General features: G+C 73.8%; 22 protein-coding genes. 9 read left to right on the top strand and 13 right to left on the bottom strand.

Annotated features, from left to right (window positions below; translation table 11 throughout):
* The 3 genes from ACPYOM_RS10680 to ACPYOM_RS10670 all read right to left on the bottom strand — a co-directional run.
* The coding region (locus ACPYOM_RS10680) for an acyl-CoA dehydrogenase family protein (RefSeq protein WP_481345918.1) at positions 1-369 on the bottom strand (369 nt) is incomplete at its 3' end.
* A gap of 126 nt (positions 370-495) precedes the next feature.
* Positions 496-1,761, bottom strand: coding sequence for an Nramp family divalent metal transporter (locus tag ACPYOM_RS10675; protein ID WP_481345917.1), 1,266 nt, complete (start codon positions 1,759-1,761; stop codon positions 496-498).
* A gap of 139 nt (positions 1,762-1,900) precedes the next feature.
* On the bottom strand, positions 1,901-3,394 hold the full coding sequence (locus tag ACPYOM_RS10670; RefSeq protein ID WP_481345916.1) for a hypothetical protein: 1,494 nt from the start codon (positions 3,392-3,394) through the stop codon (positions 1,901-1,903).
* Between the two features lie 72 nt (positions 3,395-3,466).
* Here ACPYOM_RS10670 and ACPYOM_RS10665 point away from each other — a divergent pair, with 72 nt between their 5' ends.
* Both ACPYOM_RS10665 and ACPYOM_RS10660 read left to right on the top strand, forming a co-directional pair.
* A complete protein-coding gene (locus ACPYOM_RS10665; RefSeq protein ID WP_481345915.1) occupies positions 3,467-3,826 on the top strand; it encodes a TraR/DksA family transcriptional regulator in 360 nt (119 codons plus the stop codon).
* Positions 3,827-3,887: 61 nt separating this feature from the next.
* Positions 3,888-6,503: a hypothetical protein gene (locus ACPYOM_RS10660; protein ID WP_481345914.1), complete on the top strand. Its 2,616-nt coding sequence runs from the start codon at positions 3,888-3,890 to the stop codon at positions 6,501-6,503.
* A gap of 86 nt (positions 6,504-6,589) precedes the next feature.
* On the opposite strand, the gene ACPYOM_RS10655 is transcribed toward ACPYOM_RS10660, so the two are convergent.
* A complete protein-coding gene (locus ACPYOM_RS10655) occupies positions 6,590-7,195 on the bottom strand; it encodes a TetR/AcrR family transcriptional regulator (RefSeq protein WP_481345913.1) in 606 nt (201 codons plus the stop codon).
* 76 nt (positions 7,196-7,271) lie between these two features.
* Between ACPYOM_RS10655 and ACPYOM_RS10650 the strand changes: the two genes are divergently transcribed.
* A complete protein-coding gene (locus tag ACPYOM_RS10650; protein ID WP_481345912.1) occupies positions 7,272-9,392 on the top strand; it encodes an MDR family MFS transporter in 2,121 nt (706 codons plus the stop codon).
* 99 nt (positions 9,393-9,491) lie between these two features.
* Here the strand turns inward: ACPYOM_RS10650 and ACPYOM_RS10645 are convergent, their stop codons facing one another.
* From ACPYOM_RS10645 to ACPYOM_RS10630, 4 genes are all read right to left on the bottom strand, one after another.
* Positions 9,492-10,967 (bottom strand): dihydrolipoamide acetyltransferase family protein, encoded by a 1,476-nt coding sequence (locus tag ACPYOM_RS10645; RefSeq protein ID WP_481345911.1) that lies wholly within the window; start codon positions 10,965-10,967, stop codon positions 9,492-9,494.
* A 19-nt stretch (positions 10,968-10,986) separates the two neighbouring features.
* Positions 10,987-11,973, bottom strand: coding sequence for an alpha-ketoacid dehydrogenase subunit beta (locus tag ACPYOM_RS10640; RefSeq protein WP_481342900.1), 987 nt, complete (start codon positions 11,971-11,973; stop codon positions 10,987-10,989).
* A gap of 1 nt (position 11,974) precedes the next feature.
* The gene (gene pdhA, locus ACPYOM_RS10635) at positions 11,975-13,129 is read right to left on the bottom strand and encodes a pyruvate dehydrogenase (acetyl-transferring) E1 component subunit alpha (protein ID WP_481345909.1); all 1,155 of its coding nucleotides are present in this window, start codon (positions 13,127-13,129) and stop codon (positions 11,975-11,977) included.
* Between the two features lie 192 nt (positions 13,130-13,321).
* Positions 13,322-13,819, bottom strand: a complete 498-nt coding sequence (locus ACPYOM_RS10630) for a winged helix-turn-helix transcriptional regulator (protein ID WP_481343663.1) — start codon at positions 13,817-13,819, stop codon at positions 13,322-13,324.
* 89 nt (positions 13,820-13,908) lie between these two features.
* Between ACPYOM_RS10630 and ACPYOM_RS10625 the strand changes: the two genes are divergently transcribed.
* Positions 13,909-14,427, top strand: coding sequence for an SRPBCC family protein (locus tag ACPYOM_RS10625; RefSeq protein WP_481345908.1), 519 nt, complete (start codon positions 13,909-13,911; stop codon positions 14,425-14,427).
* 45 nt (positions 14,428-14,472) lie between these two features.
* On the opposite strand, the gene ACPYOM_RS10620 is transcribed toward ACPYOM_RS10625, so the two are convergent.
* The 5 genes from ACPYOM_RS10620 to hisC are packed head-to-tail and all read right to left on the bottom strand — an operon-like array spanning position 14,473 to position 19,486.
* A complete protein-coding gene (locus ACPYOM_RS10620) occupies positions 14,473-15,840 on the bottom strand; it encodes an AAA family ATPase (RefSeq protein WP_481345907.1) in 1,368 nt (455 codons plus the stop codon).
* Positions 15,841-15,849: 9 nt separating this feature from the next.
* Positions 15,850-16,257 carry a glyoxalase superfamily protein gene (locus tag ACPYOM_RS10615; RefSeq protein ID WP_481345906.1) on the bottom strand — a complete coding sequence of 136 codons (408 nt, stop codon included), beginning with the start codon at positions 16,255-16,257 and terminating at the stop codon, positions 15,850-15,852.
* Between the two features lie 60 nt (positions 16,258-16,317).
* Positions 16,318-16,926, bottom strand: coding sequence for a hypothetical protein (locus tag ACPYOM_RS10610; RefSeq protein ID WP_481345905.1), 609 nt, complete (start codon positions 16,924-16,926; stop codon positions 16,318-16,320).
* 47 nt (positions 16,927-16,973) lie between these two features.
* Positions 16,974-18,401 carry a hypothetical protein gene (locus ACPYOM_RS10605; protein WP_481345904.1) on the bottom strand — a complete coding sequence of 476 codons (1,428 nt, stop codon included), beginning with the start codon at positions 18,399-18,401 and terminating at the stop codon, positions 16,974-16,976.
* 47 nt (positions 18,402-18,448) lie between these two features.
* Positions 18,449-19,486 (bottom strand): histidinol-phosphate transaminase, encoded by a 1,038-nt coding sequence (hisC, locus tag ACPYOM_RS10600; RefSeq protein WP_481343669.1) that lies wholly within the window; start codon positions 19,484-19,486, stop codon positions 18,449-18,451.
* A gap of 332 nt (positions 19,487-19,818) precedes the next feature.
* On the opposite strand from hisC, the gene ACPYOM_RS10595 reads away from it, so the two are divergent.
* The 5 genes from ACPYOM_RS10595 (at position 19,819) to ACPYOM_RS10575 (ending at position 26,087) form a co-directional block, all read left to right on the top strand.
* Positions 19,819-20,988: a 6-phosphofructokinase gene (locus tag ACPYOM_RS10595; RefSeq protein ID WP_481343760.1), complete on the top strand. Its 1,170-nt coding sequence runs from the start codon at positions 19,819-19,821 to the stop codon at positions 20,986-20,988.
* 4 nt (positions 20,989-20,992) lie between these two features.
* Positions 20,993-21,370 (top strand): phage holin family protein, encoded by a 378-nt coding sequence (locus ACPYOM_RS10590; protein WP_481345903.1) that lies wholly within the window; start codon positions 20,993-20,995, stop codon positions 21,368-21,370.
* Positions 21,371-21,474: 104 nt separating this feature from the next.
* Entirely contained in the window at positions 21,475-22,671 is a 1,197-nt protein-coding gene (locus ACPYOM_RS10585; protein WP_481345902.1) for an exonuclease SbcCD subunit D, read from the top strand.
* 1 nt (position 22,672) lies between these two features.
* On the top strand, positions 22,673-25,666 hold the full coding sequence (locus ACPYOM_RS10580) for an AAA family ATPase (protein ID WP_481345901.1): 2,994 nt from the start codon (positions 22,673-22,675) through the stop codon (positions 25,664-25,666).
* Positions 25,667-25,706: 40 nt separating this feature from the next.
* Positions 25,707-26,087 carry a DUF1304 domain-containing protein gene (locus ACPYOM_RS10575; protein ID WP_481343756.1) on the top strand — a complete coding sequence of 127 codons (381 nt, stop codon included), beginning with the start codon at positions 25,707-25,709 and terminating at the stop codon, positions 26,085-26,087.
* The last annotated feature ends 168 nt before the right edge of the window (positions 26,088-26,255 follow it).

Genomic DNA, 26,255 nt, shown 5'->3' with positions numbered 1-26,255 from the left:
GATCCGCGGCAGGAACGCGCGCTTCTGCTCCTCGGTGCCGTAGCGCAGCAGCGAGGGCCCGATCTGCCGCTCGGCGATCCAGTGCGCCGCGACGGGCGCACCGACGACGAGCAGCTCCTCGGTGACGACGAACCGTTCGAGGTACGTGCGGCCCTGCCCGCCGTACTCGGTGGGGATGACCATGCCCAGCCAGCCACGGCGTCCGAGCTCGCGGGTGAACGCGCGGTCCCAGCGCGTCAGCCACGTGTCGACGTGCGGCACGAACGCCCCCGCCCGAAGCTGCTCGGCGAGGAAGGCCCGCACCTCCAGACGCAGCTCGGTGAGGGCGGGCAGCTCGCGCACGCCGGGTGGCACGAGTCGGGTCGCCATGCTCACCTCCGTCGGTCCGGCCGGGTCAGGGGTCACTCTCCCACACGGTGGTGCGCCTCCCGGGACGGGTGGTGCGGCCACCGGAGGACGCCGGCTCGGGCTCGGGCGAGCGCCCCCCGCGCGGGGTCAGGCGCCCCCGGCGAGGACGAGGTAGCCGCAGAGGCCGACGATGACGGCGGTGATGAGGCCGGCGACGACGGTCGTGACGCGGTGGTTGACGAGGACGCCCATGAGGCGTCGGTCGCTCGTGAAGAGCAGGAGCGGCACGAGGGTGCCCGGCAGCGCGAACGAGAGGGCCACCTGGCTCCAGACCAGCGCGTCGGTGGGGTCGACGCCGAGGCCGAGGATGAGCAGGGCGGGCACGACGGCGAGGAGACGCCGCAGCAGCGGCGCGATGGGGCGGCGTCCGAACCCCTGCATGACGACGTCGCCGGTCTGCACGCCGACGAGCGTCGAGGCCAGGCCGGAGGCGAGCAGGGCCACCGCGAGCATCGTCGCGGCGATGTCGCCGACGCTCGACCCGAGCGCCGCGTACGCCGACTCGATGCTGGCCCCCGCCGACGTCGGCAGCGCCGCGGCGAAGACGACGAGGCTGACGTTGGCGAACCCCGCCACCGTCATGGCGATGACGACGCTGCGGACGGTCCGACGCCCGGCCCGGAGGCGCTCGGCCGGCGACACGACCGGCGTGCCGTCGTCGTGCCCCCGCGAGGCCGCGGAGTGGAAGTGGAGGGCGTGCGGCATGACCGTCGCCCCGACGATGCCGACGGCCAGCAGGGCCGCGGACCCGTCGAGCGAGCCGGGCACCAGCGCCCGGAGCAGGCCGGCGCTGTCGACGTCGGCGACCGTCACCTGCCACACGAGCGAGCCGACGATGACGATGAGCAGGACGAGCACCACCGAGTCGAACTGGCTGCGGCCCCGGACCTTCAGGGCGAGCACGACGAGGCTGAAGAGCGTGACGCACGCGGCGCCCGCCATGAGCGGCATCCCGAAGAGGAGGCGCAGCGCGATGGCCCCACCGACGATCTCGGCGAGGTCGGTCATGACGACGACGAGCTCGGCCTGGACCCAGAGCAGGACCCGACCCACCCCCGGGAACCGCGCGGCACTGTGCTCGGCGAGGCTCCGACCGGTGACCATGCCGAGCTTCGCGGCGAGGTACTGGATGACCATCGCGGAGCAGCTGGCGAAGACGACGACCCACACGAGGCCGTAGTCGTGCTCGGCGCCCGACGTGATGTTGACGCCGAAGTTGCCCGGGTCGACGTAGGCGATCGCGGCGAGGAGCGCCGGCACCAGGGTCCGGGGCGCGCGCAGGGTGCCGCCGAGCCCCCGCTCCGGGGACCGGTCCTCGGTCCGGCGCCGTTCCTGCGCCACCTGCTCGTCCATGGTGCACAGCATCGAGCCTCACGGGGCGCGGCGCCAACTCCGTCCACGACACCGGGACCGCGCCACCGGTGGGCGCCTCGGACCGCGCGGGCCCGACCGGCTCAGCGGGTCTCAGCAGGTCTCAGCGGGTCTCAGGGTCTCAGCGGGCCGAGGCGAGCCCGAGGAGGGCCGCGATGCCGAGGGCGCTGCGCGGGTCGTACGCCGACGTCCAGAGCCCGCCGTGGGCGGCCGCGTACGCCTCGTCCTGCCACGGGTGCCCGCGGCTCGGCGCGCCGGTGCGCAGGTCGTGGACGAGGAGTGCGGCCATGAGGGTGTTGGCCGTGCCGGGCTCGAAGACCTCGATGCCGAACCGGTGGGCCCCGGCGTAGGCCGCTGCCAGTGTCCGGTTCTTGACGACCGAGCGGGTGCGGGTCGGCGGCGCGACCTTGAAGGAGACGAGGCCGCCGTCGGCCCGGTGGGTCGCGGCGCGCCAGCGCTGGAGCCGCTTGGCCAACAGGTAGTTCGGGCCCTGCTGGAGCACGACGCTGTCGTTGATGCCCGGGTCCTGCCCCGGCACGTAGTTGCGACGCAGCAGCCTCCCTCCGCTCACCGTGCGCAGGGGCACGCGGAGCAGCTTCGAGGTGCGGCGCTGGGCGTAGCTGCGCACCGAGCGCTCGACCGCCTCCCCCGGCACCGCGAAGACGTCGGTGGGCGTGGCGAGGAAGGCGAGTGCGACGTCGTCCGGGCGACGCTCCTCGACGAGCCGCCTCGTCAGGGCGTCGACGGCCGTCGAGACGCGGACGTTCGTCGCGCCGTCCGCGTAGACGTAGTTGCCGAGGACGAGCCGGTGCGGCGCCTCGAGGCCGGCGACCCACCGGGTGACCGCCGCGAGGTCGTGGACGAGGTCGCCACCGGCACGCGCTGCCAAGGGACCCTCGGTGCCACGCACGGGCACGGTCATCGAACCGGCCAGGCGCCGGGTGTCACCGATGAGCCGGTCCCACAGCTCGGGCCGTGGCAGGTCGACCGCTGCGACGTTCGCGCCCCACCGCAGCAGGGACCGCAGCGGCCCCATCTCCGCCGCGGCGCCGAGGACGACGACGGTGTGGTCGCCGAGGTCGAGCCACTCCGGGTGCTCGACGACGCGGCCGACGGCCTCGGCGCAGGACGGCTCGACCGTCCCGGTCTCGACCCACGCGTCGAGGCGGCGCAACAGCCTGTCCCCGGAGAGCCGCTCACGGCCGTAGGGCAGGGACAGGACGCGCTCCGGCTCTCCCTCACCATGGAGCGTCTCGGAGCCGAGCGTCCCCGAGGCGTCGGGCTCGAAGCCGTCGGGCGGCTCGAAGGCCGCGGCCAGCGGCCGGTCGCCGCCGGCTCCCGCCCAGCGCATCCGCGTGTGCAGCGATGCCAGCCCGTCGCGGGCGATGCCGAGGGCGGCGGCGTCGGAGACGAGCCCCGCCTCGACGAGCCGGCGGAAGTGGGGCAGGTACCCCTGCCGCCAGCTCGTCTCGCGCTCGGCCGACGCGGCCCCGACCGGGTCGTGCGCGCGCAGCGCGTCGGCGACGACGGCCCGCCCGACGGCGGTCGTGCTGCGTCGTCCGGTTGCCGGGTCGACCGGAAAGGCCACGCCACGCTGGGCGTCGGAGTCACTCATGGAGCCATCCTGCCGGTGGGCGAGGCGGCTGTCCGCCGGCCGACCGGTCCCCGGCAGGGCGACAATGGGCGGGTGGACGAGTTTCCTGCCGCACCGGGACGCCTGCTCGACGAGGAGCGGCTGACCACCCTCCAGCGACTCGACGACCTGCGCAGCGAGTTCGCGCTCGTCGTCGACGCCACCGAGGGGTCGAACGCCGACGACGAGCACGACCCCGAGGGGTCGACGATCGCCTACGAGCGGTCGCAGATCGGCGCCCTCGTGGAGCAGGCCGAGCGGCACCTCGCCGAGATCGACGCCGCCGTGGCGAGGGTCGCCGCGGGCACGTACGGTCGCTGCGAGGTCTGCGGGCAGCCGATCCCGCAGGCCCGGCTCGAGGCGCGGCCGACCGCGACGAGGTGCGTCGAGCACGTCGGTGGCCACCCGGGCTAGCGCTCTCGGCGAAACCCCGCGCGGCAGCGGCCGCGTCTGCAAGGCTGGGCGCGGAGGTCGGATGAGCGAGCCGGGCACCTGGCGGCGGGATGCCGCGCGTCTCGTCGTGCACCCCGGACACGGGGTCCACGGCAGGGACGACGAGATCGAGGCCCTCGTGCGGGCCCTCGGTCCGGACGGTGCGCGTCGCGTCGTCGTCCACGGCCCCCTCGGCGTCGGCACGTCGACGGTCGTGGCCCTCGCAGTGGCCCGTCTCGGTGACGCCTACGACGCGTCGGTCACGGTCGCCGTGCGCGGTGGACCGGGTCTGCGGCGCGGCCTGGCGGGCCACCTCGGGGTCCTCGAACCCCACGACGTCGACCGGCTCGCCGCCGCCGTCGGACAGCGCCGCCTGCTCGTCGTCGTCGACCCGCCCGACGGCCCGGGCCCGCACGCACTCCTGGCCGAGCGCCAGCTCGTCCACGAGGCCGACCGGCTCGTCGACGCGTGTCCCGGGCTGGCCGTCGTCCTCGTCGGCCGGCGGCCCGCGGCATGGCCGGGCGCCGAGCAGGTCGCCGTCCGCGCGTTCGACGCGCCGCGCAGGAACGATGACCCGGACACCCTCCGGCGGCATCCCGCCGTCGCCCTCCTGCTCGACCGCGTCGCCCTCGTGGACGCCGGCCTCCTGCCGACCGACGACGTCGTTCGCGCCGCCGCCGAGGTGTGCCGCGGTGTCGGCGGCCTGCCGCTCGCGCTCGAGCTGGCGGCCGCACGCGCCGGTGCGCTCGGCATCGACGGCGTCGCCGGGCTGCTGCGCGGCGGGGCCTCCCGGGTGTCGCTGCTGACGGCGCGGCGCGCCGAGCCCCGCGGCGTGCGCACCGCTCTCGAGCTGGCGTACGCGACCCTGTCGCCCGATGCCCAGGAGCTGCTGCGCGACGCGTCGACGCTGCGGGGGCCGTTCGACCTCGACGCCGCGAGCGCCGTGTCCGACCTGCCGCTGCCGCGGCTCGTGGACGCCCTCGACACGCTCGTCGACCTCCGCCTCGCGGCCTACGTCCAGCCGGCGAGGCCCGCGGCGTCGGTGGAGCCAGCCGGCGGCCCGGCCCGTGACGCCTCGACGCCGCAGCGCGCCTGCTTCGCGCTCGACCCCGTCGCTGCCGAGCTCGCCGGCGAGCTGCTCGACCAGACCGGCGGGGCCGGCGCCGTCCTCGACCGGCACGCCGCGCACCACGCCGCCCTGGCCAGGCGGGCGGCGGCCGCCGCGGCCGACGCCCGGGAGCCCGAGGCGATGGCCCTGCTCGAACCGGTGGCAGCCGACCTCAGCGCGGCCCTGACGTGGCTGCGCGCGGGCCCCGACCACGCCACCGCGTTGCGGCTCGCCGTCGACCTGGCCCCGCTGAGCCGTACCGTCGGCGAACGGGACAACCTGCGGGCCGTCGTCGACGAGCTGCTCGCAGAGCTGGCCCCCAAGCCCGTCGACGAGGGTCTGCTCGCCGACGCGGAGATCTGGTCGGGGGTCCTCGCCCTCGACAGCGCCGACGCCGCGGAACGCGTCGACGAGGCCCTCCCCTGCCTGCTGAGCGGCATCGACCGGGCCCGCCACACCTCCGACCGGCTCCGCCTGCTGCAGGGGTTGGACGTCGTCGCGCGGACGCTGCCGCTGCACCGCAACGCGATCCTGGCCCATCGGAGCGTCCTCGAGGGGCTCGAGCTGGCGACGCACCGGGGCCACGCGCGCTGGCTCGCGCGCTTCGAGGCGTGGCGCGCGATCCTGTTGCACCGAGGCGGGGACACCACGGGCGCGGTCGCGCTCGGGCTGTCGGCGCTGCGCCGCGGTCGTGCCGCCGGTGACGGCCCGTCGGTGGTGGCCGCCGGCGTCCTGCTGCACACGGTGCCGTCCCGGATCGTCGGGCTGGCCGGTCCCCCTGAGGCGTCCGGACGCCCGGCGCCCGACGTGCCGATGCTCGAGGAGCTCCTCGGGGTCGCCACGGTGACCGGTGACGGGGCATCGCTGTCGCTCATCCTCGGCCGGCTCGCCTCACGGGCACTCGCGTGCGGCGACGCCGCGGCCGCGGCGCGGTGGACGCGCACCCGGCTCGAGCTCGCGTGGCGCCTCCCCGCGGGGACGGCCGTCGCGCACTGCTCCCTCGCAGCGGCCCGCATCGCCGCGGCCACCGGTGACCTCCTCGCGGCCGCGCGCTTCCACGGGTTCGCGGAGCCGATGCTGCCGATCCTCCTCTCCGGGCTGGCGCCGCTCGAGCGCACCGCGTACGAGCGGGCGACGGCCGAGCTGCGCACCCTGCTCGGGCCCGACGCGTTCGACCGGGCCGCGTTCGAGGGGTCGGTCCTCGACGCGTCGGCGGCGCACGCCGAGCTGCTCGCCTACGTCAGCGCCGTCGCCGGCGCCGACCCTGCGGACGCGGCGGACGGCGGGGGAGTGCCGTCGCCGGCCTCACCACCGGTATCGCAACCGGGATCGCAACCGGGATCGCAACCGGTCGGTGAGGTCCCCCTGGCGGCCCACGAGGTCCAGCTGCTCACCGCTCTGGGCTCCGAGCGGGCTCTGTCGGAGCTCGCCGAGGCGGCGGGCGTCGACATCCCGACCATGACCGACGCGGCATCGGCGCTCTACGCCCGGCTGGGGTTGCGGGGTCGCGCGGAGGCGGCGGCCGTCGCGCTCCGCAGTGGGCTCGCCTGACGCGTCGGGACCGGCGACCGGGCTCACCGGCACGACCCGCCTCGCCCGCGGCGGGCGCGTCGGCGCCTCGGAGATGCCTGTCTCGCTCAGGCGAGCCCGGAGCCGATGTAGTCGAAGGCGGCGTCGATGTTGCGCTCGAGGCGTCCCCCGCCACCGGCCTGCTGGTGCTCGATGCAGGCGCGGACCGCGGCGATCGCGACGGCGACCGTGACCCGCGGCTCGAGCGAGGCACCGGGGGCCTGGCCGAGCCGGCGCTCGAGGGCTGCAGTCAACGCGTTCTCGATGCGGATGTTGTTGCCGACGAGGGCCGGAGCGAGCGCGGGCTCACCGAGGAGGATCCGGCGACGCCTGGCCCGCAGCTCGCGGTCGACCGAGGCGGGCGCGAGCATGCCGGCGAGGATGCGGCGCAGCGAGTCCAGCGGCGTCTCACCGTCGCGCACCTCCTCGAGCTGCTCGGCGTAGGACTCGAGCTCCTCGGCGGTCGTGCCGATGACGGCCGCCTCCTTCGACGGGAAGTAGTTGAAGAAGGTGCGGGCGCTCACACCGGCGCGTGTCGCGATCTCCTCGGTGGTGACCGTCGCGAAGCCCTTCTCCTCGACGAGGTCCAGGGCCGCGAGGTTGATGGCGCGCCGGGTCTCGCGCTTCTTGCGCTCGCGCAGGCCGCAGGACTCGTCGGCAACGGACGTGCTCATGGGTCCCATGATGGCACTAGGCCTGCATCCACTGCAATTTTGCAGTTACTGCACGTTTAGGTGTACGGTCGAGGACATGCCACAGACCTCGACGGCCGCCCCCACCCCGGGCGCCACGACGGAGGCGGGACCGGCCGCGCACGGCCTGGACCGCGCCACCCGCAACATCTTCACCGCGCTCATGCTCGGCATGCTCGTCGCGTCGATCAGCCAGACCATCGTCGGTCCGGCCATGCCGCGCATCGTCGCCGAGCTCGGCGGCATCGACCACTACTCGTGGCTGGCCACCGCGGCCATGCTCGTGAGCGCGATCACCGTCCCGATCGTCGGCAAGATGAGCGACCTCTACGGGCGGCGCGGGTTCTACCTCGGCGGCCTCGTCGTCTTCATGGCCGGCTCGGTCCTGTCCGGATTCGCCCAGAGCTTCTGGTGGCTCATCGCCGCTCGCGCCGTCCAGGGCGCCGGCATGGGCACCCTGATGCCCCTCTCGCAGACGATCATCGGCGACATCATCCCGCCGCGTCAGCGCGGCAAGTACCAGGGCCTCATGGGCGGCGTCTTCGGCCTCGCCTCGATCCTCGGCCCGCTCGCCGGCGGCTTCGTCACCGACCACTGGGGGTGGCGCTGGCTCTTCTTCGTCACGCTGCCCGTCGGCGTCGTCGCCTTCTTCGGCATCAGCCGCTTCCTGCACCTCGAGCACACGCCCCGTGAGTCCGTCGTCGACAAGGCCGGCATCACGGTGCTGTCGCTGACCCTCGTCCTCCTGCTCGTGCCGACCTCGCTGGGCGGCACGACCCTCCCGTGGGGCTCCCCCGCGATCATCGGCCTGTATGTCGCGGGCGTCGTCGCGCTCGCCGCGTTCGTCGCCGTCGAGCGCCGGGCCGTCGAGCCGGTCCTGCCGCTGCGCCTCTTCCGCAGCCCCCTGTTCACGCTGTCCAACATCGCGGCGTTCATGGTCTCGGTCATGATGTTCGGCGCGATGATCTACCTGCCCGTCTACGCGCAGGGCGTGCTCGGCGTGTCGGCCACCAACTCAGGACTCATCCTCATGCCGATGTCGGTGGCCATGATCGGCCTGTCGATCCTCTCCGGGCTCGTCATCACGAGGACGGGCAGGTACAAGCTGCAGACCATCGCGGGCATCCTCATCATGGGCGTCGGCTTCTGGCTGCTCACCCAGCTGCACCACGGCTCGAGCCAGACCGAGCTCACCCTGTCGATGGTCGTCTTCGGCGTGGGCCTCGGCATGGCGCTGCAGGTGTTCACCCTCATCATCCAGAACTCCTCGCAGCGCAAGGACCTCGGCGTCGCCACCGCCTCCACGCAGTTCTTCCGCAACGTCGGCTCGACCGTCGGCACGGCCGTGTTCGGCACGATCATGACCAGCGGGCTCGCGGGCAACATCGCCTCCCACCTGCCCGCCTCGGTGGTACGGCAGATGCAGGCCTCGGGCCAGGAGGTGAGCGCCGGGTCGGTGCTCGACCCCTCGGCACTCGCGCAGCTGCCGCCGCAGATCGCCTCCGGCGTCCAGCAGGGCCTGGCCGACTCGCTGCACACGGTGTTCGTCTGGGGCCTCGTCCCCTTCGCACTGGCCCTGGTGACCGCGCTCTTCATCAAGGAGCTGCCGCTGCGCGACACCGTGCACACGCCCGACGAGGCCGGCATCGAGCTGCTCGACACGCTGTCGCAGTCGGCGCCCGACGACGAGGTCACGGTCCCGCTGGGCCGCGGCGCCGGCAACACGCGGACGCACGAGCGCCTCCTCGGCCTGCGCCTCGGACTGCTCGCCGACTCGGCGCTGCGCGGCGACCGGCCCCTGCTCAGCCGGGCCGTCATCCGGCTCGGCGAGGGAGACCTCGACGCCGGCGCGGCGCTGCTGCACCGCACGGCGCGGATGCTGACCACCGAGGACCCGTCGGTCGCGGCAGACACGGAACGGTTCGCCGTCGAGGTGGCCGCACGCGCCAAGGCTCCGGGCGGCGTCCTCGACGACTGGCTCAAGCGCGAGCTCGCCACGGCGATCGCCGAGCGCGATGCCCACGAGGTCATGACGACCCTCGAGCCGACCGTCGCGGAGCGGTACGAGGCCGTCGACGTCCGGATGCTCGAGCGCGTCGGCGACGACCTCACCGCCGCCTACCTCGTCGACCGCAGGCAGGCCCGCCACGCCGAGCGCCAGGCGGCCTCGGCCCGCTGACGCCGTCCACGAACACACCGAGCAGCTGCCAGGTCCCGCCGGGTACACCCCGTCGGGTTGGCAGCTGCTCGGTGTGTTGCGGGGGTTTGGTGCGGGAGGTCAGGCCCAGACGAGGGCGCGGCTGGGGTCCTCGAGGATCGCGGCGAGGTCGGACAGGAAGCGCGAACCGAGCTCGCCGTCGATGAGCCGGTGGTCGAAGCTCACCGCCAGCTGGGTCACGTGGCGCACCGCGATCTCGTCGGAGCCGTCGGCGGCGGTGACGACCCACGGCTGCTTGCGGATCGCGCCGAAGCACACGATCGCCGACTCGCCGGGGTTGATGATCGGGGTGCCGCTGTCGACGCCGAAGACCCCGACGTTGGTGATCGTGATGGTGCCGCCCGACATCTCGGCCGGCTGGGTGCGTCCCTCGCGAGCGGTCGCCGTCAGCGCCCCGATGGCGCGGGCCAGCTCGAGCATCGTCAGTGCGTGGGCGTCCTTGATGTTCGGGACGATGAGCCCTCGCGGCGTGGCGGCGGCGATGCCGAGGTTGACGTAGTTCTTCTGGACGATCTCCTGGGCGGCCTCGTCCCACGTCGCGTTCATGCCCGGGTTGCGCCTGATCGCGAGGACGAGCGCCTTGGCGAGCACGAGCAGCGGCGTCACCTTGACCTCGCGGAACTCGCGCTCGCCCTTGAGGCGGTCGACGAGCTCCATCGTCCTCGTGACGTCGACGGTGACCCACTCGGTGACGTGCGGCGCCGTGAAGGCGGAGCCGACCATCGCCTGGGCGGTCATCTTGCGCACGCCCTTGATGGGGATGCGGGTCTCGCGCTCGCCCGCGCCGAACGGCAGCGCCGGGGCGGATGTCGGGACGCCGGCTGCCGCCGGAACCGCCGGGGCTGCGCCGTCGACCGCGCCCGACGCGAAGGCGTTGACGTCGTCGCGGGTGATGACCCCCTCGGGACCCGAGCCGGCGACGGCCCAGAGGTCGACGCCGAGGTCCTTGGCGAGCTTGCGCACCGGGGGCTTGGCCTTCGGCCGGCCCTCCCGCGCGACCGGCGCCGACGGGGAAGCATTCATCGCGGGCCCGGCGCCCGGCGTCGGGGCCGGCGACTCGACGCGGGGCGCCGGGGCGGTCGGCTCGGCGACCGGCTCCGCGGCCGCGACCTGCTCGGTCTCGGTCGGTTCCGAGGCCCGGGCGACCGGGGCCGGAGCGGCGTCACCGGCCCGCTTGCGCGGGCGACGGGCCGTGGCACCGGCCTTGGCGCCGTAGCCGACGAGGATCGCCTCGCCGCCGGCCGGCTCCCCGGTTTCGCCGGGGACGGCCGGTGCGACCGGCGTCTCCTCGGCGGTGCCGTCGTCGATCGTGATGATCGGGGTGCCGACGTCGACAGTCTGGCCGACCTCCACGAGGAGGTCCTTGACGGTGCCGGCCCACGGGATCGGCAGCTCGACGAGCGACTTGGCGGTCTCGACCTCGAGGACCATGTCGTTGACCTTGACGGTGTCGCCGGGCTCGACCCGCCACTCGACGATCTCGGCCTCGACGAGGCCCTCACCGGGGTCGGGCAGCTTGAACGTGCGGATTGCCATGGAGGACAGTCCCTTTCGGTCAGTACGCGAGCGCGCGGTCGACGCCGTCGAGGATGCGGTCGAGGTCCGGGAGGAACTCCTCCTCCATCCGGCTCGGCGGGTACGGGATGTTCGCGCCGCCGACGCGCACGACCGGGGCCTCGAGCTCGTAGAAGCACTTCTCGGTGACCTGCGCGGAGATCTCCGAGGCCATGCCGAGGAACGTGCTCGCCTCGTGGACGACGACCAGCCGGCCGGTCTTCTTCACCGACGACACGATGGTGTCGATGGGCAGCGGCGACAGCGAGCGCAGGTCGATGACCTCGATGCTCGTGCCCTCCGACTCGGCGGCAGCCGCCGACTCGAGCAGCGTCTTGACGACGGGACCGTAGCCCACGAGCGTCACGTCGGTGCCCTCGCGCAGCACGTTGGCCTCGAAGAGCCCGCGCGGCGCGGACGTCGCGGCGGTGTCGTACTCGGCACGGTCGTGGTAGCGACGCTTCGGCTCGAAGAACATGACCGGGTCGTCGCACGCGATGGCCTGCTGGATCATCCAGTGGGCGTCCTCGGGGTTGCTGCACGCGACGGTGCGCAGGCCCGCGGTGTGGGCGAAGTAGGCCTCGGGACTCTCGGAGTGGTGCTCGGGACTGCCGATGCCGCCACCGAACGGGATGCGGATGACCATCGGGATCTTGATCGAGCCGAGCGAGCGGGCCCGCATCTTGGCGACCTGGCAGACGATCTGGTCGAAGGCCGGGTAGACGAAGCCGTCGAACTGGATCTCGCAGACGGGGCGGTAGCCGCGCAGCGCCATCCCCAGGGCGGTGCCGACGATGCCGGACTCGGCGAGCGGGGAGTCGATGACCCGCTCCTCGCCGAAGTCCTTCTGCAGGCCCTCGGTGATGCGGAAGACGCCGCCGAGCTTGCCGATGTCCTCACCGATGAGCACGACCTTGGGGTCGGCCTCCATGGCCTTGCGCAGGCCGTTCGTGATGCTCTTGCCGAGGGTGACCTTCTCGAGCGCCATCTCAGCTCGCCTCCTCGAAGCTCGCCTTGTAGGCGAGGTAGGCGGCACGCTCGGCCTCCATGACGGGGTGGTCCTCGGCGTAGATGTGGTCCCACATCGTCGCCCCGGGCATCGTCTCCATGCTGATGCAGCCCTGGCGCAGCTCGGCGGCGAACTGGTCGGCCTCGGCGTCGACGCGGCCGAAGAACTCGTCGTCGGCCATGCCCTCGTGGGCCAGGTAGGTCTTGAGGCGCAGGATCGGGTCGCGGAACTTCCACTCCTCCACCTCGGCCGAGATGCGGTACTTGGTCGGGTCGTCGGCCGTGGTGTGGGCGCCCATGCGGTACGTGAAGGCCTCGATGAGCAGCGGGCCGTTGCCGTTGCGGGCCTCGTCGAGGCAGTGCTGGGTCACGGCGTAGGTGGCGAGGATGTCGTTGCCGTCGACGCGCACACCGGGGAAGCCGAAGCCGCGGGCGCGGTGGAACAGCGGGATCCGCGTCTGCTTGGTGACCGGCTCGGAGATGGCCCACTGGTTGTTCTGGCAGAAGAACACGACCGGGGCGTCGAACGAGGCGGCGTAGACGAAGGCCTCGTTGACATCACCCTGCGACGACGCGCCGTCGCCGAAGTAGCAGATGACGGCGGTGTCGCGCTCGGGGTCACCGGTGCCGACGTTGCCGTCCATCTTCACGCCCATCGCGTAGCCCGTGGCATGCAGCGCCTGGGCCCCGATGACGATCGTGTAGAGGTGGAAGTTGTTCTCCTTGGGGTCCCACCCGCCCTGGCTGACGCCGCGGAACAGCTGGAGCGAGCTCTGCGGGTCCATGCCGCGCACGAACCCGACGCCGTGCTCGCGGTAGGTCGGGAAGACGAAGTCGTGCGGCTTGAGCGCCCGACCGGAGCCGACCTGCGCGGCCTCCTGGCCGAGCAGGCTCGGCCACAGGCCGAGCTCGCCCTGGCGCTGGAGCGCATAGCCCTCGGCGTCGAGACGACGGATGAGGACGAGGTCGCGGTAGAAGCTCCGCAGGTCCTCCGGCGTCAGGTCCGCGACGTACTTGTCGTAGTCGGGGTGGGACACGCGCTGACCCTCCGGGGTCAGCAGCTGGATCATGTCCGGGCCGCCGTCGCCGACCGCGGGGGTCGGCTCGTGCAGCTCGGCGACAACCTTGTCGCTCACGTGGGGCTCCTTCGCCGGTGAGACCGGCCTACTCGTTCGGCCCGCGGACGGGGGTCTCCCGCTCGTCGGCTTCTGGGGGCGCAGGGCCGCCGTTCGTGACGACGGACGCCTTCTTGGTCCTCGACCCGGAACTTACCGGAGAGGCCTGCGAATCTCACAATGCGGGACGGCCCGGCCCACCCGGCCGACGCGTCAGCCCGCCGACGCGACGCGGCGGGGTCGGCGTCGGGCGAGGTACTCGGCGGGCATGCCGGGGCCGACGGCCACCGTGACCTCGTCGACCGCCACCGGCCCGTGCGTCGCGCACGTCGTCGCGACCGTGACGGTGTCGCCGCAGGCGGCGTGCTCGTAGAGGATCGGCGGCTCACCGGGAGCGGCCCAACGGTCACCCCACCGGGTCAGGGCCACGAGCGTCGGGGCGAGGTCGCGGCCCTTGTCGGTGAGGACGTACTCGCGCTGGGCAGCCGACCCGGGGACCTCCCGACGCTCCATCACCCCGGCGTCGACGAAGGCGTCGAGGCGGGACTGCAGGACGTTCGTCGCGATGCCGAGGTTGTGCTGGAAGTCGGTGAAGCGCGTGACGCCCGCGAAGAGCGCGTCGCGGACGATGAGCAGGCTCCACCGTTCGCCGACCACCTCGAGGGCCCGCGCGATGGAGCACACCTGGGAGTCGTAGGTCCGTCCGAGCACGTCGCCAGCCTAGCAAAGTGCTTGCATCATGAAAGTCGCCTGACCTAGGGTTGCTTGCATCACGCAAGTCACAGCGGAAGGGAAGACCCATGGGAACCGACCTCACGATGAGCTTCACGGTCGAGCACACTCCGCAGGAGGTCTTCGACGCCGTCAACGACGTCCGCGGCTGGTGGTCCGGCAGCATCGTCGGCGACCCGGCGACGCTGGGGGCCGAGTGGGTCTACACGGTCCCCGACATCCACTTCTCGAAGTTCCGCACGATCCGGCTCGACCCCGGCGCGGCCGTCGAGTGGCTCGTCCTCGACAGCCTCCTGACCTTCCCCGAGGACAAGGAGGAGTGGACGGGCACGACCGTCCGGTTCGAGATCACGTCCGAGCCGGCGGAGGCGGGTGCGGCCGGCCGCACCCGCCTGACGTTCACGCACGTCGGGTTGCAGGACGGGCACGAGTGCTACGACGTGTGCCGCACGGCATGGAGCCAGTACGTGCTCGGCAGCCTCCGGGACCGCGTGCGCACCGGGGCCGGCGTGCCGGACGCCTTCAGCAACCAGCAGTCCCTGGCGGCAGCCCTGGCCGGCACGGCGGAGGTGCCGGTGGTCCCGTGACCGAGGACGCGAGCGCCGGCGCCGCGAGCGTCAGCGCCGCGAGCGTCAGCGCCGCGAGCCCCACGCCCACGGCGGCGTCGTCAGGAGGCCCTGCCCGACGACGGCCGTCTCGCCGAGGTCCTTGCGCAGCGTGAGGACGTGGGCCGGCGACCCGAGGCCCACCCTGCGCCCGCCGTCGTCGGCGTCACCGTTGTCGCCTTCGTCGGCGCCACCGCCGTGCCCGGCGCCGAGCTCGCGGACGAGGGCCGCCGAGTGCGAGACGACCATGACCTGGGTGCGCTCGGCAGCCCGACGCACGAGCCGGGCCAGGGGCGGGACGAGGTCGGGGTGCAAGGACGTCTCGGGCTCGTTGAGGACGAGCAGGGGTGGTGGGTCGACCGTGAGGAGGGCGGCGACGAGGAGCAGGTAGCGCAGGGTGCCGTCGGACAGCTCGGCCACGCCCAGCGGGCGCAGCATGCCGGGCTGGTGCAGCGCGAGGTCGAACCGGCCGCCGTCGACCGTGACGTCGAGGACCGCGCCGTCGAAGGCGTCGGCGACGGCGCGGTCGAGCTCGCTGCGGCCGTCCTCGCGGATCGTCTGCAGGGCCGCGGCGAGGTCGCTGCCGTCGTCGGCGAGCACCGGCGTGCGGGTGCCCACCTGCGACCGGCGAGCCGGTGCGTCGGCATCGGCCCGGAAGCCGTCGTAGAAGCGCCAGCCCCGGACGAGGCGCCGGACCCTGAGCAGCTCGGGCGCCCGCTCGGGGTCGGCGAGCTCGGTGAGCATGCTCTCCCAAGGGCGCAGTGAGCGGGTCAGCTCGGTCCAGCCGCGTCGGCCACGCGCTCCCCCACCACCGGTGCCGGCCCCGAGCCCCTGACGGCCGACGGGGTCGGACTCCCACTCGTCGTCGGACCCGCCGCCCCACTCGTCGCCCCAGTCGTCGTCGGCGGGCCCGGTGGCGCGGGTCTCGACGACGCCCCAGCGGCGTCGCACCAGCACAGACCCGGGCCGCATCACCGGCCCGGCCCACACGACCTCGCGCTTGATCTCCGGGTCGCGCAGGAACGCCGAGGGGGTTCCGGCGTCGGCCCCGGACGCCTGCTGCGGCAGGCCGAGGTCGACGAGGTAGCCGATGTCGTCGGAGGCAAAGCCCAGCTGGAGGCTGATCGGACCCCTGCGGGTGGTGCCCTGCACCGCATGCCCGCGGCGCGCGCCGCCGAGGGTGGCCGGACCGGCCCACAGCGCCGACTGCAGGCCGCCCTCACGGGCGAGGGCGCCGACGACGTCGCCGCGCCCACAGCCGGCCAGCAGCCGCAGGGCGCGGTAGAGGTTCGACTTGCCGCTGCCGTTGGCTCCCGTGACGACGTCGAGGCCGTGCAGCGGCACGACGACGTCGCGCAGCGAGCGGTACCCCGAGACCGCGACCGCCGTCAGCACCGCCGCGCCTCAGGCGTCGGGACCGACGCCGTCGCCACCGGCACCACGAGACCACGCGGGCAGCTGCTGGAGCGTCCAGCGGTTGCCGTCGGGGTCGCTGAACCGGACGAACCGGCCCCACGGCTGGTCATCCACCTCGGAGGCCTCGACGCCGCGTTCGACGAGCTCGGCGCGCGCCGCGTCGGCGTCGGCGACGACCATCTGCAGGTTGACGATGCCACCGGGCACGGGCTCGGCCAGACCCCTGCCGATGGCGATGGAGCAGGCCGACCCGGGCGGCGTCAGCTGCACGAAGCGCACCTCCTCGCTGACGGTGTGGTCGTGGTCGAGCACGAACCCGACCTGGTCGACGTAGAAGTCCCGCGCACGGTCGACGTCGGTGACCGGCACGACGACGAGCTCCAGCTTCATGTCCATGCGCCCACGCTAGGGCCGGCCACCGACGGCGCCCCCCCGATCCGCCGCGGCCGCGTCGAGCTAGGAGCGCCGGCTGGAGCCGTCGTGCTCGGCGTCCCGCCGGCGCTCGGCCGCACGGTCGCGTTCGACGCGGTCGAGCGCACCATGCCAGGTCCGGAGCGCCACCCGCACCAGGGCCGGCCGCACGACGAGAAGGAGCGCGACGACGACCAGCGCGCCACCGACGACCTCGAGGTGGCCGGCCGGAAGCGTCTGCGACGTCAGGCCGGGCAGCAGCCCGTACGAACCCGCAGGGACACCGACGCGGGCCGCCCACGAGTGCGCCACGGTGACGAACGCCGCCGCCATGCCGGCAGCCCCGACGACCTCGCCGGTGCGTCCGGGCACGACGAGCCACGTGACGACCGCCGCGAGCGCGAGCACGAGCACCACGCACAGGGTCACGAGCGCGAGGAGGTTGGGCGGACCGCTCGCCGCACCGTAGACGGTGCCGTCCTCGGCGACGGTGACCTCGCGTCCCCACGACCACTGCTCGGTCCGGAAGACCCGGTGGAACTCGCCGACCTCGGCCGTCGTGAGGACGAGCGCCGCGGTGGGCCACACCACTGGGGTGGCGGCGAGGAGCACGCCGACGCCTGCCACGAGACCCGCGGGCAGGCGTCCGGGCACCAGCCCCGGGCGACGCGGACGACCCGGAGGGCGCGGCCGGCGACGGTTCATGACGCGTCCGGGTGCCGCGGGCGCTCGGCCCCGTCGGCCTCGCCGGCGTCGTCGCTGAACCCGACGGCTCCCGAGCGCGAGCCCGAGTGGTCGCGGGCGGACGCGTCCTGCAGCGTCGCGATGCCGATGCGCGGGCCTGCGGACCCCGACCTCGTGCCCGATGACCCCGGCCACCCGCCGGGGCCGCCGGGGGCGCGGTCGTCCGAGCCCGGAGCAGGCGAGGCCTCGGTGAGGACCGGACCGAAGGCATCGGGGGCCTCGTCCACCTCGGGCACACCCCGCAACCGGGCCAGCCGGGCGACGAGGCCCGGCCAGCTCGCCCGGGCGGTCCGGGCGGCCGGCCGCGCGGCGACGAGGACGAGCGCCGTCACGAGGAGCCCCACCGACACCCACTGGAGCCAGCCCGTCAGGTGCGTCTCGACCTCCATGAGCGGGTTGTCGCCGTAGAGGCCGGTCATGGTGTCGCCGACGCGCTGGACGAGGGGTGCGCCGAGGCCGAGGACCGCGCAGCCGAGGCCGGCCGCCCCGAGCACCCGTCCGTCGGTCCCGCGGCGCAGGGCGTAGGCGGCGCACGCGGCGACGCAGACGACGATGGACAGCGCGAGGAGCGTCAGGCTGAACGGGTTGGAGACGTCGAACTGGTTGGCGTCCTCCAGCGTCGTGTCGGCGTACCGGCCCCAGCTCCAGATCGACTGACGGAAGGTGTAGCCGCCGGACGGGCCGTCGCTGCGGACACCAACGGTGTGCGTCGGCCAGAACAGCTGCGGCGTCGCGAGCAGCGCCCCGGCGACCCCGAGCGCCGCGACCGGGGCGCGCCCCGCGACCACGGGCGGCAGTCTTCGGGCACCGCCCCGCGGTGGAAAGGTGCCGGGCGGAGACCCGGCCGGCATCGGACGCGTGCGAGGCAGGCGAGCCGGCGCCCGCCCCGTGGCCGTCAGGGCGGACACCATCAGCGCGAGCGCGGCCACGAGCACCACTGCGGCCGCCGTCTCGGCCAGCCCGGCCGGCGTCGACGCGCCCGACGCCGCCAGCCCGTGCACGTCGTCACGGACCGGCCGACCCAGCCGCGCCGGGACGGTCGTCGCGAGCCGCCCGAGGAGGGCACCGGTCGAGACCGGCGCGAGGACGCGGACCCAGTGGGCGTCGGAGGCCAGCCAGGCGACCGTCCCCGCGGCGGCGACGGCCAGCAGGGCCACGAGCGCCACCAGCCCCCAGGGGTTCCAGAGGTCCTGGACCACCGCTCCGCCCGCGCCGAGCTCCTGCGAGCGCCCCCAGCTCCAGTCGTACTGGTCGAAGAGCACGACACCGCTCTCGCTGTCGAGGGTCGTCACGCGCCACGTCGCTGCTACCAGGGAGGGGACCGCCAGGACGACCGCGGCGAGGGCCGTCAGCCCGGCCGGCACGTGCTCGCGCTGCAGCCTCATGACGCCGCCCTCCGATCACCGCGCGACCTCGCACGGTGATCCCATTGTCAGCGCGGGCCGAAGCGCTGCGCCACCTCCAGGAGACGGGTGTTCGCCTCGACCTCGCCGATCGTCACGCGCACGCCGTCGTCGCCGTACTGGCGCACGATGAGGCCGGCCTCCTCGCACGCCTGCGCGAACGCCGTGGACTCGGCCCCCAGCGGGAACCACACGAAGTTGGCGTCGCTGCGCGGCAGGTGCCAGCCCTGGTCGGCGAGGGCGAGGGTGACGCGGTCGCGCTCGGCCACGATCGAGGCGACGCGCTCGCTCAGCTCGTCGAACGCGTCGAGCGACGCGATCGCCGCGACCTGGGCGACGGAGCTGACCCCGAACGGCGTGGCCGTCTTGCGGATCGCCGCCGCGACCGGCGGGTGCGCCACCGCGTAGCCGACACGCAGGCCGGCGAGGCCGTAGGCCTTGGAGAAGGTCCGGAGCACGACGACGTTCGGGTGCCGACGCCACACCTCGAGGCCGCGGACCGCGTCGGGGTCGCGGACGAACTCGACGTAGGCCTCGTCGACGACGACGATGACATCGCTCGGCACCTTCGCCAGGAAGGCCTCGAGGTCGCGCTCGTGCACGCACGGGCCGGTGGGGTTGTTCGGGGTGCAGACGAGCACGACGCGGGTGCGCTCGGTGACCGCGGCGGCCATCGCGTCGAGACGGTGCCGGGCGTCGGCGTCGAGGCCCACCATGACCGGCTCGGCACCGGCGAGCTGGGCCACGATCGGGTAGGCCTCGAAGGAGCGCCACGCGAAGACGACCTCGTCGCCGGCGTCGCAGGCCGCGTTGACGACCTGCGCGAGCACCGCGACGGAGCCGGTGCCCGTCGCGAGGCACTCGGCCGGCACCCCCAGCGCCGCCGCGAGCCGCTGGGTCAGGGCGGTGACCGCCATGTCGGGGTACCGGTTGACCGTCGAGGCGGCGTCGGCGATGGCTGCGACGACCGACGGCAGCGGCCCGTACGGGTTCTCGTTCGACGACAGCTTGTACGCGGTGACGCCGGCCGGGGCGTTCGCGGGCTTGCCCGGCTTGTAGTCGGGCATCCGGGAGAGCACCTCGCGCAGCCGCACCCGGCTCGCGTCGGCGACGGCGTCTGCGTGGCCGGCGTCGACCGCGCCGGCGTCCGTCGGGGCGTCGGTCGCGGCGTCCGCCGGGGCGTCGGTCGCGGCCTCCGTCGGGGCGTCCGTCGGGGCGGGGGTCGCGGTGCGGTCGGCAGCGTCGCTCATAGGGCGCACTCTAGAGGGTGCGTCTCACGCAGGTGCCCGGCCTCTGGACGCTGTCCTGACGCGGTGGCCCCGCTGTGGCTAGGCTCACATCGTCGCGTCAGCGCCGCCTCGACACCCTTCACCATGCCCACACAGCGAAAGTCCAGCTCATGCGCATCGGCATCCTCACCGGGGGCGGAGACTGTCCCGGCCTCAACGCCGTCATCCGCGGCGCGACCCGCGCCGCCGAGGTCACCTACGACAGCACCGTCATCGGCTTCCGCAACGCGTGGCGCGGCGTCATGGACAACGACTACGAGATCCTCGACGTCGACCGGTGCCGCGGCATCCTGCCCCTCGGTGGCACGATCCTCGGCACGAGCCGCGACCAGCCCTTCGCCTACGAGGACGGCCTGACCAAGGTCCGCAAGGCCTACGACCGGCACGGCCTCGACGCCATCATCGGCATCGGCGGCGAGGGCTCGATGGGCGTGGTCAACCGGCTCCACGAGCACGGCTTCCCCGTCATCGGCGTCCCGAAGACCATCGACAACGACATCTCCCTCACCGAGATGACGTTCGGGTTCCAGACCGCCGTGCAGATCTGCACCGACGCCATCGACCGGCTGCACACCACCGCCGAGTCGCACCACCGCGTCCTCGTCGTCGAGGTCATGGGCCGGCACGTCGGCCACATCGCCGTGTGGTCGGGCCTGGCCGGTGGCGCGGCGATCATCCTGACGCCCGAGGAGGCCTTCGACATCGACGAGGTGTGCGAGCGCATCGTGCACCGGCACAAGAAGGGCCGGTTCGCCACGATCGTCGTCGTCGCCGAGGGTGCGGTGCCACGCGAGGGCACGATCGACATCCCGGCGCCCGAGGTCGACAAGTACGGCCACCAGATCCTCGGTGGGATCGGCTCCATCCTCGCCCGCGAGATCCAGGGCCGCACCGGCATCGAGAGCCGCATGACGGCCCTCGGGCACATCCAGCGCGGCGGCTCCCCGGTGGCCTTCGACCGGGTGCTCGGCACGCGCTTCGGCGTCGCCGCCGTCGAGGCCGCGATCGACGGGGCATGGGGGCAGATGGTCGCGCTGCAGCGGGGCCGCATCGAGCGTGTCCCGGTCAAGGACGCCATCAGCCACCTCAAGATGGTCGAGCCCGAGCTGCTCCGGCTCAACTCGATGTTCCAGCCGCGCATCCCCGGCGACGAGCACCCGGGCCTGCCGAACGGCGCCCTCGTCGACACGGGCCTGTCACGGGCCGGCGTCGTCGTCGCCGACGACACGGCGGGTGCCGCCGCGGACCCCGCGATCGAGGGCGAGCCCGTGGAACACTGAGCGCATGCTCATCAACTTCGCGCTCCAGACGGTCATCAACGCCGTCGCGCTGTGGGTCGCCGCGTGGCTCATCCCCGGCATCACGTTCGGTGGGGGGTCCACGGGCCAGGTCGTCAAGACGGTCGTCGTCGTCGCCCTGATCTTCGGCCTGGTCAACGCGTTCATCCGCCCCGTCGCCAAGGTGCTCTCGCTGCCGTTCATCATCCTGACGCTCGGGCTGTTCGTCCTCGTCGTCAACGCGCTGATGCTGGAGCTGACGTCGTGGATCGCGGGCAAGCTGAGCCTGTCCTTCCACGTCGAGCACTTCTTCTGGGACGCCGTCCTCGGCGCGCTCATCGTCACCCTCGTCTCGATGCTGCTCAGCTTCGTCAGGAGCGACTGACGCTGCGCGACCCACGAGCCCGTCCCCGCGACGCCGGGGGCGGGCTCGCGGCGTCCCGGGGTGTCGGCTTCGGCCGTGTCGGCGGGGGGTCCTACCGTCGTCGCATGCGGTTGCTCCACACCTCCGACTGGCACCTCGGGCGGACGCTCCACGGCGTCAACCTCCACGAGGCGCAGGCAGCCGTCCTGGAGCGACTGTGCGAGCTCGTCGAGGACCCGCCCGACGGCGTCCCCGTCGATGCCGTCCTCGTCGCGGGCGACGTCTACGACCGCGGCGTCCCGCCGGTCGAGTCCGTCCAGCTGCTCGAGTGGACCCTCTCGCGACTGTCGGCGGTCACCACCGTCGTCGTCACGTCGGGCAACCACGACTCCGCCATCCGGCTCGGCTACGGCGCTGGGCTGTTCCGCGACCGCATCCGCATGGTCACCGACCCCGGCCTGCTCGACCTGCCGGTCCTGCTCGAGGGCAGCGACGGCGTCCGGGCCGCGGTGTACGGCATCCCCTACCTCGACCCCGACCACGCGCGCGTCGCCCTCGCCGGCGGCGGCGAGCCGCTGCCGAGGTCGCACCAGGCGGTCGTCGCCGCCGCGTGCGACCGCATCCGTGCCGATCTGGCCGAGCGTCCGGGGGTGCGGTCCGTCGTCCTCGCGCACGCCTTCGTGGCCGGTGCCGACCCGAGCGACTCCGAACGCTCGATCATGGTCGGGGGCGTCGACCGCGTGGCCGGCACGGTCTTCCACGGCATCGACTACGCGGCCCTCGGGCACCTGCACGGCCCGCAGGCACCGGACTGCGCCGAGGGTTCGGTCGTGCGCTACTCCGGCTCACCGCTGCGGTACTCGTTCTCCGAGCAGGACCACACCAAGGTCGCGCTCCTCGTCGACCTCGACGCGTCCGGCCCGGCCCGGGTCGCGCCGGTGGAGATCCTGCAGCCGCGGCCGATGGCGACGCTGCGCGGCAGCCTCGAGGAGCTGCTCGACTCGCCGGAGCACGCGTCCGCCGAGCAGGCCTGGGTGCGGGTGACCGTCACCGACCGGGTCCGTCCCGACTCGCTCATGGACCGGGTCAGGTCGCGCTTCCCGCACGCGCTCCAGGTCTTCCACGAGCCCGAGCGCGCGGTCGAGCGGGCGCGCGCGAGCACCACCGTCGTCAGCGAGCGCGACCCACGCGAGCTCGGCTGCGACTTCATCGCCTACGTCACCAAGACCGAGGCGAGCGCGGGTGAGGTCGACGTCTTCGCCTCGGGCTACGAGGCGGCGGTCAAGGCGCAGCACCTGGCCGAGGCGCAGGAGGTGGGGTGACGTGCAGCTGCACCACCTGTCCATGACGGCGATCGGCCCCTACGCCGGCACCGAGACCATCGACTTCGCCGCCGTCGGCCGTGCCGGGCTCTTCCTGCTCGAGGGGCCCACCGGCTCGGGCAAGTCGACGATCATCGACGCCATCACCTTCGCCCTCTACGGCAAGGTGGCCCAGGCGTCGGCCGACGTCGAGCGGATCCACTCCCACCACGCCGACCCGCGCACGGTCCCCGTCGTCACGCTGGTGTTCGAGACCCAGAGCGGCATCTACCGCGTCCAGCGCACGCCGCGGTTCGAGCGGCCGAAGACCCGCGGTGCCGGCACCACGGTGCAGAACCCGTCGGTCAAGCTGTGGCGCGTCCAGACCCCCGACGACCTCCTCGGCGGCGAGCTGCTCTCGACCAACCTCGGCGACTGCGACGACGAGATCACCCGGGCCGTCGGCCTGACCCGCGACCAGTTCGTGCAGACGGTGATCCTGCCGCAGGGCGAGTTCGCGACGTTCCTGAGGGCGCGCTCCGAGGACAAGGGCAAGCTGCTCGAGAAGGTGTTCGGCACGGCGTTCTTCCGCCGCGTCCAGGACGAGATCGTCGAGGCCGGCCGGGCCGCACAGGCTCGCCGGGCCGGCGCGGTCGCCGAGATCCGCGACGCCGTGCACGCCTTCGCCGTGTCCGCCGGCCTCGACGACACGGCGCGCGACGCACTCCTCGAGACGAGCCGGTCGGCCCCGGACCTGCTCACCGCCGAGCTCACCGAGGTCCTCGACGAGCTCGTCACGCGGGAGCGGCACGCGGGCAAGCGCAGCCGCGAGGCCATCGAGGCCCACCAGCAGATGGCATCGATGGTCGGCGACGCGCGGCTGCGCCAGCAACGCCGCGAACGGCTCCTCGAGCTGCAGCGCCAGGACGAGAGCCTCGGCGCGCGGGCCGTGGAGTTCGACGACCTGAGGCGGGCCATGTCGCGGGCCCGGCAGGCTCGCCCCGTGGCCGGCGCGGTGCGCACGCTGGCGCAGAGCGAGGCCTCCCTCAAACGGGCGGAGTCGCTTCTCCTGACGGCACGCTCGAGGGTCGAACCGGCGCTGCGCGACGGGTCGGCGGCCGAGCTGCGGGTGGCCGCGGCGTCGCTGCGCGAGGTCATCGGCGGGCTCGCCGCGGCACTCGACCTCGAGCGGGCCCTGTCGACGCGTCGTGACCGGCTCGACGAGGCGCGGCGGGCGGCCGAGGCCGCTCGGCACCGCCTCGACGCCGTCACCGCCGAGCTCTCCGCGCTGCCCGCTGCCGTCGAGGAGCACGAGCAGGCGCTCACCGCGGCGCGCGACCTCGTGTCCCTCCTCGACGTGCGCGCCGAGGCCGCCGAGACGGCCCGACGCCGGCTCGAGGCCGCGACCGCCCACGCCGCCGCCGCCGCGCGGCTGCCCGCCGCCGAGGCCGCCGCCACGGCTGCTCTCGAGTCGCTGCGCGCCGGCGAGGCCGAGCTCGCCCGCGTGCGTCGCGCCCGCATCGACGGCATCGCCGGCGAGCTCGGGCTCGCGCTGCGGGACGGTGAGCCGTGCCCCGTCTGCGGGTCCGCCGAGCACCCGGTCCCGGCCCGACCCACGGCCGACGCCGTCACGGCCGAGCAGGTCGCCGAGCACGAGGACCGGGTCACCGCGTTGCGCGACTCGGCCGCCGCCCTCGCGGAGGCGCTCGCCGGGCTGCGCGCCGAGGCCCGCGAGCTGGCGGCGGCTGCGGGGGGCCAGGGCGTCGACGCCGCGCGGGCGGCCGCCGAGCGGGCGGCCGCCGACCTCGCCGCGTCCCTCGCGGCCCGCGACGACGTCACCCACGGCATGCAACGGCTCGCCGCCCTCCGGTTGCGACAGTCCGAGCTCGCCGAGACGTCGACGGCGCTGACGGCCCAGGTCGCGCGCCTCGGGCACGCCGTCGAGCAGCTCGCCGACCGAGTCGCGTCCGAGGCAGCCGAGGTCGAGGCCGCCCGCGACGGCCACCCGAGCGTCGCGGCCCGCCGCGGAGCCCTCGTGGCCCGGGCCGGCCACGTGGACGCCCTCGTCGATGCCCTCGCTGCCCGCGACGTCGCGCGAGCCAGCGTCGCGGAGGACGAGGCCGCCCGCGACGCCGACCTGCGCGCCGCCGGGTTCACCGACCTCGCCGAGTGGCTCGAGGCCGACCGGCCGATGGAGTGGATCACCGCCAAGGAGAAGGAGATCGCGGACTTCGAGACCGCGTGCACCCGCGTCAAGGCGGGCCTGTCCGGGCCCGAGCTCGCCGACGTGCAGCTCGACGCGCTCTTCGACGACATCGAACCGATGGTGGCCCTGGAGCGGACCGCGAAGAAGGAGATGGAGGAGGCGGCCCGCGAGCACGGCGCCCTCCGCGGCCAGGTCAGCCGCACCAAGCAGCGCGTCGGTGACATCACGGCCGCCCTCGAGCGCAACGCGGCCGTCATCGCCGAGACCGCCGACGCCGTCCGCGTCGGGCAGCTCGTCGCGGGCAACGGCGACAACCAGCTCAACCTCGACCTCGCCAAGTACGTCCTCATCCGGCGGTTCACCGAGGTTCTGTCGGCGGCCAACACCGAGCTGGCGCGGTTCTCCGGGGGCCGGTACACGCTCGAGCACACCGACGCCAAGAAGGGCAACGCCAAGTCCGGTCTCGGGGTGCGGGTCCACGACATGCTCACCAACCAGGTTCGCGAGGTCGGAACGCTCTCGGGCGGCGAGACCTTCTACGTGTCGCTGGCCCTCGCCCTGGCGCTGGCCGAGGTCGTCCGCGCGGAGTCCGGCGGCGTCGACCTCGGCACGCTCTTCGTCGACGAGGGGTTCGGCACGCTCGACCCCGACGTCCTCGACGACGTCATGCAGACCCTCGAGGGGCTGCGCGAGGGCGGCCGCACGGTCGGCATCATCAGCCACGTCACCGAGCTGAAGTCGCGGGTGGCCGACCGCATCGAGGTGCTCGTGCGACCCGACCGCACGTCGACCCTGCGCGTCACGGCCTGAGCGGAGCGGCGCGAGCCTGGCCACCCCTACGATCCGAGCCATGAGCGTCGTCGCGAGCGTTGTCGTAGGCCTGGCCGCCCTGCTCCACGCCTACATCTTCTGGATGGAGTCGATCGGCTGGACCCGGCCCGAGGTGTGGCGGCGGTTCGGTGTCGCCGACCAGTCCGCGGCCGACACGACGCGGCCCATGGCGTACAACCAGGGCTTCTACAACCTGTTCCTCGGCCTCGGCGCCGGTCTGGGCATCGTCCTGTGGTGGGCCGGACACCACGAGGTCGGCCGCACGCTCATGCTCTTCTGCACCGGGTCCATGGTGGCGGCGGCAGCGGTGCTGACGACGAGCGGCCGCCGCTACCTGCGGCCGGCGCTGTCCCAGGGCACGGTCCCGCTCATCGGATTCGTCCTGACGCTCCTGACCTGACCCCCCGCCGCGACCAGTCACCCCGACCACTCGCATCGACCACTCGCCCCGACCACTCGCGTCGACTACTCGCGTCGACCACTCGCCCTGACCACTCGCCCTGACCACTCGCCCTGACCACTCGCCCCGACCTGTCTCTTATACACATCTGACGCTGCCGACGACGGA

Source organism: Monashia sp. HAY1-2A, assembly GCF_056755315.1.
Note: the sequence above shows the minus strand (reverse complement) of the source record. Positions and strands in the feature narration are given on the sequence as shown.

What these genes read in the sequence shown, in the direction of transcription:
- ACPYOM_RS10675 (WP_481345917.1), bottom strand. Translation starts at nt 1,761, where the DNA reads ATGGACGAGCAGGTGGCGCAGGAACGGCGCCGGACCGAGGACCGGTCC.
- ACPYOM_RS10670 (WP_481345916.1), bottom strand. Translation starts at nt 3,394, where the DNA reads ATGAGTGACTCCGACGCCCAGCGTGGCGTGGCCTTTCCGGTCGACCCG.
- ACPYOM_RS10660 (WP_481345914.1), top strand. Translation starts at nt 3,888, where the DNA reads ATGAGCGAGCCGGGCACCTGGCGGCGGGATGCCGCGCGTCTCGTCGTG.
- ACPYOM_RS10655 (WP_481345913.1), bottom strand. Translation starts at nt 7,195, where the DNA reads ATGAGCACGTCCGTTGCCGACGAGTCCTGCGGCCTGCGCGAGCGCAAG.
- ACPYOM_RS10650 (WP_481345912.1), top strand. Translation starts at nt 7,272, where the DNA reads ATGCCACAGACCTCGACGGCCGCCCCCACCCCGGGCGCCACGACGGAG.
- ACPYOM_RS10645 (WP_481345911.1), bottom strand. Translation starts at nt 10,967, where the DNA reads ATGGCAATCCGCACGTTCAAGCTGCCCGACCCCGGTGAGGGCCTCGTC.
- ACPYOM_RS10640 (WP_481342900.1), bottom strand. Translation starts at nt 11,973, where the DNA reads ATGGCGCTCGAGAAGGTCACCCTCGGCAAGAGCATCACGAACGGCCTG.
- ACPYOM_RS10625 (WP_481345908.1), top strand. Translation starts at nt 13,909, where the DNA reads ATGGGAACCGACCTCACGATGAGCTTCACGGTCGAGCACACTCCGCAG.
- ACPYOM_RS10615 (WP_481345906.1), bottom strand. Translation starts at nt 16,257, where the DNA reads ATGGACATGAAGCTGGAGCTCGTCGTCGTGCCGGTCACCGACGTCGAC.
- ACPYOM_RS10605 (WP_481345904.1), bottom strand. Translation starts at nt 18,401, where the DNA reads ATGAGGCTGCAGCGCGAGCACGTGCCGGCCGGGCTGACGGCCCTCGCC.
- hisC (WP_481343669.1), bottom strand. Translation starts at nt 19,486, where the DNA reads ATGCCCGACTACAAGCCGGGCAAGCCCGCGAACGCCCCGGCCGGCGTC.
- ACPYOM_RS10595 (WP_481343760.1), top strand. Translation starts at nt 19,819, where the DNA reads ATGCGCATCGGCATCCTCACCGGGGGCGGAGACTGTCCCGGCCTCAAC.
- ACPYOM_RS10590 (WP_481345903.1), top strand. Translation starts at nt 20,993, where the DNA reads ATGCTCATCAACTTCGCGCTCCAGACGGTCATCAACGCCGTCGCGCTG.
- ACPYOM_RS10585 (WP_481345902.1), top strand. Translation starts at nt 21,475, where the DNA reads ATGCGGTTGCTCCACACCTCCGACTGGCACCTCGGGCGGACGCTCCAC.
- ACPYOM_RS10575 (WP_481343756.1), top strand. Translation starts at nt 25,707, where the DNA reads ATGAGCGTCGTCGCGAGCGTTGTCGTAGGCCTGGCCGCCCTGCTCCAC.